We start from the raw sequence: 8,303 nt of genomic DNA on the forward strand, positions 1-8,303 counted from the left end.
TAGAGGCGGGTGCGGGCGGACGGTGTCCGTGGGGTGGGTACCGGGGCGGTACCTTCGTGGTCCGTCGATGAGGAGAGTCACCGTGAGCATGTACGTGCGGCCTGCCGCCGAGGGCGCCGATCCGTTCGGTACGGCACGTCTGCGGCGCGGGGTGCTGGACGCCTGGGCGACGAGCCCGGCCCGGTTCCGTGAGGACGCCAACGCCGAGGAGGACCTCGCCCTCGGCGGCTACCGCGACCGGCTGGTCGTCGAGCTCGCGCAGAACGCCGCCGACGCCGCGGCCCGGGCCGGCGTGCCCGGCCGGCTCCGGCTGACCCTGCGCGACGGGATCCTCGTCGCCGCCAACACCGGCGCCCCGCTGGACGCGGCCGGCGCCGAGTCGCTGTCCACCCTGCGCGCCTCCGCGAAGCGGGACGCCACGGAAAGCGCCGTCGGCCGGTTCGGGGTCGGTTTCGCCGCGGTCCTGGCCGTCACCGACGAGCCCGCCGTCGTCGGCCGGCACGGCGGGGTGCGCTGGTCCCTGGCCGAGGCACGGGACCTGGCCACCGACACCGCGCTGCACAGCCCCGGACTGGGGGACGAGATCCGGCGGCGCGACGGGCATGTCCCGCTGCTGCGGCTGCCGTTCCCCGCCGAGGGCACCGCCCCCGACCCGTACGACACGGCCGTCATCCTCCCGCTGCGCGACACGGCCGCCGCCGACCTCGCCGAACGGCTCCTGCACGCCGTGGACGACGCCCTGCTCCTCGCCCTGCCCGGCCTGGAGGAGGTCGTGGTCGAGGTCGCGGACGACGTGCGTACGCTGTCCCGCCGTGCCGAGGGCCCGCTGACCGTCGTCGAGGACTCCCGGGAGGGCGCCACCCGCTGGCGCACCACCGCCGCGCACGGGCCGCTCACCCCCGACCTCCTCGCCGACCGGCCGGTGGAGGAACGGCTGCGCCCCCACTGGTCCGTGACGTGGGCGGTGCCCGTGGACGCCGAAGGCGCTCCCGTGCGGCCCCGCACCAGCCCCGTCGTCCACGCCCCCACGCCCAGTGACGAGCCCCTCGGCGTCCCCGCGCTGCTCATCGCCTCCTTCCCGCTGGACTCCACCCGCCGGCACGCCGCGCGCGGTCCGCTGACCGACTTCCTGACGGAGCGGGCGGCGGACGCCTACGCCGGGCTGCTCGCCGACTGGCGGCCGGTCACCACCGGCCTCATCGACCTGGTGCCCGGCCCGCTGGGCAAGGGCGAGCTGGACGGCGTACTGCGGCAGGCGATCCTCGAACGGCTGCCGCGCACCTCCTTCCTGCCGCCCGCCGCCGAACCGCGCGAGGACGACCCCGACCTGCCCGAGTCCCTGCGGCCCCGCGACGCCGAGGTGGTCGAGGGCGCGGGCGCCGACACCGTGCGGGTCCTCGCCGAGGTGCTGCCGACCCTGCTGCCCGCCGGACTCGAGCGCCGCGCCGAGCTGCGCACACTGGGCGTGGCCCGGGTGCCGCTGACCGACGCGATCGACCGGCTGGCCGGGCTGGAGAAGGCCCCCGGCTGGTGGCGGCGGCTCTACGACAGCCTCGCCGGAGTCGACCCCGAACGGCTCTCCGGGCTGCCTGTGCCCCTCGCCGACGGCCGCACCACCATCGGGCCCCGGCAGGTGCTCCTGCCCTCCGCGGCCGCCGCCTCCCTCGACCCCGAGGTCCTCACCCGCCTCGGCCTGAAGGTCGCCCACCCGGACGCCGCCCACGGGCTCCTGGAGAAGCTCGGCGCGCTGCCCGCCACCCCGCGCGCCGTCCTCACCACCCCGCAGGTCCGGGCCGCCGTCGCCGCCTCCCTCGAGGACGACGGCGGCACGAACTGGGAGGAGGACGCCCTGGACGCCGACGAACTGGCCGACACCGTCCTCGGCCTGGCCCGCGACGCCGGACTCGACGCCGGGGACGAGCCCTGGCTCGGCGCGCTCGCCCTGCCCGACGAGGACGGCGAACTCTCCCCGGCGGGCGAACTCGTCTTCCCCGGCGGCCCCTTCGCCCAGGTCATGCGCGAGGACGAACTCCCCTCCGTGGACCCGGAGCTGGCCCACAAGTGGGGGCCACAGCCCCTGGCCGCCTGTGGTGTGCTCGTCACCTTCGCCCTGGTCCGGGCCACCGACGTCGTACTCGACCCGGACGAACTGGAGCCCCGCGACGGCGACTTCGCCGAGCCGGACGACGCGGGCCTGCTGGACGCCGTGGACGTGTGGAGCGAGGACGTCCTCGACCGCTTCCCGGACAGTCCCGTACCGCCGGTCGCCACCGAGATCGTCGCCGTGCGCGACCTGGACCTGGTGGACGACGACCGGTGGCCCGAGGCCCTCGCCCTGCTGTCGCGGCCGCCGCTGCGCGACGCGCTCGTCCAGTCCGTGCGCGTCCTCCTGCACGACGGCACCCACGAGGTCGTACGGCCGTACACCGCGTGGTGGCTGCGCGGGCACCCGGTGCTCGGCGGGCGCCGCCCGGCGGGTCTGCGCGCGGCGGGCGGCGACCCGCTGCTGCGGGGCCTGTACGACGAGGCCGACGCGGCCGGTTTCGAGGACGAGCAGGTGCTGCGGGCGCTGGGCGTACGGACGTCCGTCGCGGCCCTCCTCGAGGAGCCCGGCGGCGCGGCCGAGCTGCTGGACCGCCTCGCCGAACCCGACCGCCCGGTCACGGCCGCCCAACTGCATGCCCTGTACAGCGCGCTGGCCGAGCTGGACCCCGACCAGGTCACCCTGCCGGACGAGGTGCGGGCCGTGGTCGACGGCCGGGTGGAGGTGGTGGACGCCGCCGACGCCGTGGTGGTCGACTCGCCGGACCTGCTGCCCTTCACGTCGGGCGTGCCCCTGCTGCCCGTACGGCCGGCCCGGGCCGACGAGCTGGCGGAGCTGTTCCAGGTGCGGCGGCTGAGCGAGTCCGTCACCGGCGAGGTGGACTCCGAGGGCGCCGAGCACGACGTACCGGAGCCGGTGCGGGTGCTGCTCGGGGCGGGGACCCCGGCGTCGTACGTGGAGCACGAGGAACTGGTCGTCGGTGGTGTGGAGATCGACTGGCGGTTGACGGGCGACGGCACGCTGCACGCCGCGACCCTGGAGGGCGTGGCGGCGGGGTTGGCCTGGGCGGCGGGTCAGTGGCCCCGCCGCTTCGAAGTGGCGGCGCTGCTGGAGGACGAGTCGCGGACGGAGGAGCTGGCGAGGGACCGCTGGTTCGACTAGTACCTTCCCGAAGGCGTGAACGATTTACGCCCAGTGTCCTTGTGGCGCTCGGATGAGCACTACGAGGACACTGGGGCCGGAAAGTTCACGGTTTCGGACAGGGGACCTTCCCCCCCGGCCCCAGGAACCGCCCGCCATTCCGGGCTAGGCCGGTACGTGCCGGTCCACCCACCTCCACAGCAGCTCCAACACGCCCGCCGCCCCCACCGCGATGCCGACGGCGGTCCACGGCATCGTCACGCCCACCAGCTTCAGCGCGAAGAAGTCCTGGAGCCACGGCACCACCAGCACCACCATGAAGCCCGCGGCCATCGTCGCCACCAGCGCCACCCGCCACCAGGTGTAGGGCCGGGCGATGATCGCCAGCACCCACAGGGAGATCAGGAACAGCGTCAGCGTCGCCGCGCTCGTCTCGGCGTCCAGCGCCCCCGGACCGGAGTAGTGCTGCCGGGCGACGAGGTAGGTGGTGAAGGTCGCCACCGCGGCCAGCACCCCGCCCGGGATCGCATACCGCATCACGCGCCGGACGAAGTGGGGCTGGGCCCGTTCCTTGTTCGGGGCGAGGGCGAGGAAGAAGGCGGGCATACCGATGGTGAGCGTGGAGATCAGGGTGAGGTGGCGGGGCAGGAAGGGGTACTCGACCTGTGAGCAGACCACCAGGATCGCCAGCAGCACCGAGTACACGGTCTTCACCAGGAAGAGCGTCGCGACCCGGGTGATGTTGCCGATGACCCGGCGGCCCTCGGCCACCACCGACGGCAGCGTGGCGAAACTGTTGTTGAGCAGGACGATCTGCGCGACGGCCCGGGTGGCCTCCGAGCCCGAGCCCATCGCCACGCCGATGTCGGCGTCCTTGAGCGCCAGGACGTCGTTCACGCCGTCGCCGGTCATCGCGACCGTGTGGCCGCGCGACTGGAGGGCGCCCACCATGTCCCGCTTCTGCTGCGGGGTGACCCGGCCGAAGACCGTGCCGTCGTCCAGCGCCCCGGCCATCTCCTCGCGGTCGGCGGGCAGCCGGCGCGCGTCGACGGTGGCGCCGGACAGTCCGAGCTTGGCGGCCACCGCACCGACCGACACCGCGTTGTCGCCGGAGATGACCTTGGCGCGGACGTCCTGGTCGGCGAAGTAGCGCAGGGTGTCGGCGGCGTCCGGGCGCAGCCGCTGCTCCAGGACGACCAGGGCGGTGGGCGTGACGCCCTCGGTCACCCGGGGATCGTCCAGGTCACGGCCGGCGCGGGCGAGCAGCAGCACGCGCAGCCCCCGCTCGTTGAGCCGTGTGGTCTCGGTGAGGGCGGGGTCGTCCTCGGCCAGCAGCACGTCCGGCGCGCCCAGCAGCCACGTACCGGAGGCGCCCTCGCCCTCGCCCTCGCCGAAGGTGGCTCCGCTGTACTTGCGGGCGGAGGAGAAGGGCAGGGACTCGGCGCAGCGCCAGGCCCCGGCGGCTTCGGCGGCCGGGTAGGTGTCGATGATCGCCTGGAGGGAGGCGTTCGGACGCGGGTCGGACGCGCCGAGGGCGGCGAGGACCGTGCGGACGCGGCTCTCGTCGGCGCCGCCGAGCGGGCGCAGCTCGGTGACGTCCATGCCGCCCTCGGTGAGGGTGCCGGTCTTGTCCAGGCAGACGGTGTCGACACGGGCCAGGCCCTCGATCGCGGGCAGTTCCTGGACGAGGCACTGCTTGCGGCCGAGCCGGACGACGCCGATCGCGAAGGCGACGGAGGTGAGCAGGACCAGGCCCTCCGGGACCATGGGCACGATGCCGCCGACCGTCCGCGCGATCGAGTCGTCCAGCTCGTTGTCCTTGGCGACCAGCTGGCTGAGGATCAGGCCGATCGCGGTCGGGACCATCATCCAGGTGACGTACTTCAGGATCGTGGAGATGCCGGAGCGCAGCTCGGACTGGACCAGGGTGAAGCGGGAGGCCTCCTCGGCGAGCTGGGCGGCGTACGCCTCGCGGCCCACCTTGGTCGCCCGGAAAGCGCCGCCGCCCGCGACCACGAAGCTGCCGGACATGACCTGGTCCCCCGGCTGCTTGACGACCGGGTCGGCCTCGCCGGTCAGCAGGGACTCGTCGATCTCCAGCCCGTCCGCCTCGACGCACACCCCGTCGACGACGACCTTGTCCCCGGGGCCGGTCTCGATGACGTCGTCCAGCACGATCTCCGAGGTGCTGACCTCGGCGGCTCTCCCGTCCCGGCGCACGGTCGGGCGGACCTCGCCGATCAGGGCCAGGGAGTCGAGGGTCTTCTTCGCCCGCCACTCCTGGATGATGCCGATGCCGGTGTTGGCGAGGATCACGAAGCCGAACAGGCTGTCCTGGATCGGCGCGACGAACAGCATGATCACCCAGAGGACGCCGATGATCGCGTTGAACCGGGTGAAGACGTTGGCGCGGACGATGTCGGCCATGGAACGGCTGCTGCGTACCGGCACGTCGTTGACCTGGCCGCGCGCGACCCGCTCGGCGACGCCGGCCGCCGTCAGTCCGGTGGCCGCGGAGGGGACGTGGAGGGGGTGCGCGGGATCGAGTCGGTCGCCCGCGTCGAGATGCGTCATGCGTTCGACGGTACGGGCGGTTTTGCGGCTTCACCCCTCGGATGCGGGGAAGATCCGACCCGGGTAGGAGGAGCCGGTCCGGCCTCTGGCGCCGTGGTACTACAGGGCGCGCAGGTACGTCGGACCAGGGCGCCCGTCGAGCCGCGTCTCACCGGTGCGGACGAACCAGGGGCGGGTCAGGACGGCCCGCGAGGCCGCGTTGTCGAGGGTGGCCGCGGCCCGCGGCGCGGTCAGCCCGTACGTGCGGGCGGCGAGACCGCACAGCTCCCGCACGGCCCGGGTGGTCAGACCCCGCCCGGCGGCGGCCCGCTCGGCTCGGGCGCAGGCGTCAGGCCGTGTCCCGTGCCACCCGCTTGAGTGCGGCGTCGCGCCCCCGCACGTACCAGATACCGATCAGCCCGAGCCCGGCGCCGGCCAGGCAGGTCCACACCCACCAGGCGTGCCCGCGGTCGTCGAACCAGCCGTAGAAGGGCAGCTGGACGAGGAAGAGGACGAACCAGAGGACGGTGCCGCCGATGATGGTGGGGACCACGGGGCCCTCCAGGGGCTCCGGCGCCGCGTGCGTGGGTGTCCACTTCGTCATGCGTACAGCTTACGAGCAGGGCGCCGGTGCGCCGACCGCACGCGGCGCCACCCCGGGTCTACGCGCGGAGATAGCGATCTGTGGCTCATACCTTCATACTGAATCCGTTTGTCTCTGACCACTTTTATTCGTAGGAAGCACCAACAAGGCCGTGGGGGAACCTGTTGGTGATGAGGTCCCCGTATGCCCACCTCGGCCTCCGCCAAGGTCCCCCCGTCCCCCGAGTCGCCCGAAGACCGGCGTCCCCCGCAGAACGGCCTCGACCGCTACTTCAAGATCTCCGAGCGCGGCAGCACGCTGCCCCGCGAGATCCGCGGCGGTTTCGCCACCTTCTTCGCGATGGCCTACATCATCGTGCTGAACCCGATCATCCTGGGCAGCGCGAAGGACATGTACGGCCACCAGCTCGACAACAGTCAGCTGGTCACCGCCACCGCCCTGACGGCGGCGTTCACCACGCTCCTGATGGGCGTCATCGGCAACGTCCCGATCGCGCTGGCCGCCGGCCTCGGTGTGAACTCCGTCGTCGCCCTCCAGCTCGCCCCGCGGATGACCTGGCCGGACGCCATGGGCATGGTGGTGCTGGCGGGTTTCATCGTCATGCTGCTGGTCGCCACCGGCCTGCGTGAGCGCGTGATGAGCGCCGTGCCCTACGGCCTGCGCAAGGCCATCTCCATCGGTATCGGCCTGTTCGTCATGATCGTCGGCCTGGTCGACTCCGGCTTCGTCACCCGGATGCCGGACGCCGCGCAGACCACCGTCCCGCTCCAGCTGGGCACGGGCGGTCAGCTGCACGGCTGGCCGGTGCTGATCTTCGTCCTCGGCGTGCTGCTGACCCTCGCGCTGATCGTCCGCAAGACTCCCGGCGCCATCCTGATCTCGATCGTCGTGATGACCGTCCTCGCGGTGGTCGTCAACGCCGTCGCCGACATCCCGTCCTGGGGTCTGACGACCCCGGAGTGGCCCGGCAACCCCGTCGCCACACCCGACTTCGGGCTGGTCGGCGAGGTCAGCCTGTTCGGCGGGTTCGAGAAGGTCGGCGTCCTGACCGGCGTGCTGTTCGTCTTCACCGTCCTGCTGTCGTGCTTCTTCGACGCGATGGGCACGATCATGGGCGTCGGCGACGAGGCGAAGCTGACCGACGCCCAGGGACAGATGCCGGGCATCAACAAGGTCCTGTTCGTCGACGGTGTCGCGGTCGCCGCGGGCGGTGCCAGCTCCGCCTCGGCCACGACCTGCTTCGTGGAGTCCACGGCCGGCGTCGGCGAGGGCGCGCGCACCGGCTTCGCGAACGTCGTCACCGGCGCGCTGTTCGCCGTGGCGCTGTTCCTCACGCCGGTCGCCACGATGGTCCCGTCCCAGGCGGCCACACCGGCGCTGATCGCGGTCGGCTTCCTGATCCTGGCCGGCTCGATCAGGGAGATCGACTGGTCCGACTTCACGATCGCCATCCCGGCCTTCGTGACGATGCTGATGATGCCGTTCACCTACTCGATCACCAACGGCATCGGCATGGGGTTCATCACCTTCTCGGTGCTGCGCCTGGCGGCCGGGCGGGGCCGGGAGGTGCCGGTGGCGATGCACGCGGTGTCCGCGGTGTTCGCCTTCTACTACCTGATGCCGGCCCTTGGCCTGACGTGACGCCCGCGGGTCTCCCGTGCGTGCCCGCCGGGCATGCTCAGGGGACCCCGTAGAACCGCTCCGTCTCTTCCACGGCGGACTGGAACCGCTCGTCGAAGTCATCCCGAATGAGCGTCCGGACGACATAGTCCTGGACGCTCATTCCCCTTTTCGCCGCATGGTGCCGGAGCCGGTCGAGCAGCTCCCCGTCCATCCGCAGGCTGAGCACGCTGGTCCCCATGCGGACGAGGGTCGCCCCGCCGACCGGGTGATGCTCCGGTTTCCGGAAATAGCCCACTCGTACGGGTGAACTATGCGTTTCAGTGGCGGGCGTCACGGGCA

At 72.8% G+C, this 8,303-nt stretch carries 6 protein-coding genes; 2 read left to right on the plus strand and 4 right to left on the minus strand.

Going from position 1 to position 8,303, the window contains the following annotated elements; translation table 11 throughout:
- Positions 1–82 precede the first annotated feature (82 nt).
- Positions 83–3,205 carry a sacsin N-terminal ATP-binding-like domain-containing protein gene (locus ABEA26_RS22845; RefSeq protein ID WP_345594993.1) on the plus strand — a complete coding sequence of 1,041 codons (3,123 nt, stop codon included), beginning with the start codon at positions 83–85 and terminating at the stop codon, positions 3,203–3,205.
- 144 nt (positions 3,206–3,349) lie between these two features.
- On the opposite strand, the gene ABEA26_RS22850 is transcribed toward ABEA26_RS22845, so the two are convergent.
- From ABEA26_RS22850 to ABEA26_RS22860, 3 genes are all read right to left on the minus strand, one after another.
- A complete protein-coding gene (locus ABEA26_RS22850; protein WP_345594995.1) occupies positions 3,350–5,758 on the minus strand; it encodes a cation-translocating P-type ATPase in 2,409 nt (802 codons plus the stop codon).
- Positions 5,759–5,857: 99 nt separating this feature from the next.
- Positions 5,858–6,031 carry a hypothetical protein gene (locus tag ABEA26_RS22855; protein WP_345594997.1) on the minus strand — a complete coding sequence of 58 codons (174 nt, stop codon included), beginning with the start codon at positions 6,029–6,031 and terminating at the stop codon, positions 5,858–5,860.
- A gap of 55 nt (positions 6,032–6,086) precedes the next feature.
- Positions 6,087–6,341, minus strand: a complete 255-nt coding sequence (locus tag ABEA26_RS22860; protein WP_345594999.1) for a DUF2530 domain-containing protein — start codon at positions 6,339–6,341, stop codon at positions 6,087–6,089.
- A gap of 183 nt (positions 6,342–6,524) precedes the next feature.
- On the opposite strand from ABEA26_RS22860, the gene ABEA26_RS22865 reads away from it, so the two are divergent.
- Complete coding sequence (locus ABEA26_RS22865; RefSeq protein WP_345595001.1) at positions 6,525–7,982, plus strand: NCS2 family permease; 1,458 nt, start codon at positions 6,525–6,527, stop codon at positions 7,980–7,982.
- Positions 7,983–8,019: 37 nt separating this feature from the next.
- Here the strand turns inward: ABEA26_RS22865 and ABEA26_RS22870 are convergent, their stop codons facing one another.
- Positions 8,020–8,202 carry a ribbon-helix-helix protein, CopG family gene (locus ABEA26_RS22870; protein ID WP_133888936.1) on the minus strand — a complete coding sequence of 61 codons (183 nt, stop codon included), beginning with the start codon at positions 8,200–8,202 and terminating at the stop codon, positions 8,020–8,022.
- Positions 8,203–8,303 lie beyond the last annotated feature (101 nt).

This window comes from Streptomyces marokkonensis, from assembly GCF_039539045.1.
In the GTDB taxonomy this organism is placed as follows: domain Bacteria; phylum Actinomycetota; class Actinomycetes; order Streptomycetales; family Streptomycetaceae; genus Streptomyces; species Streptomyces marokkonensis.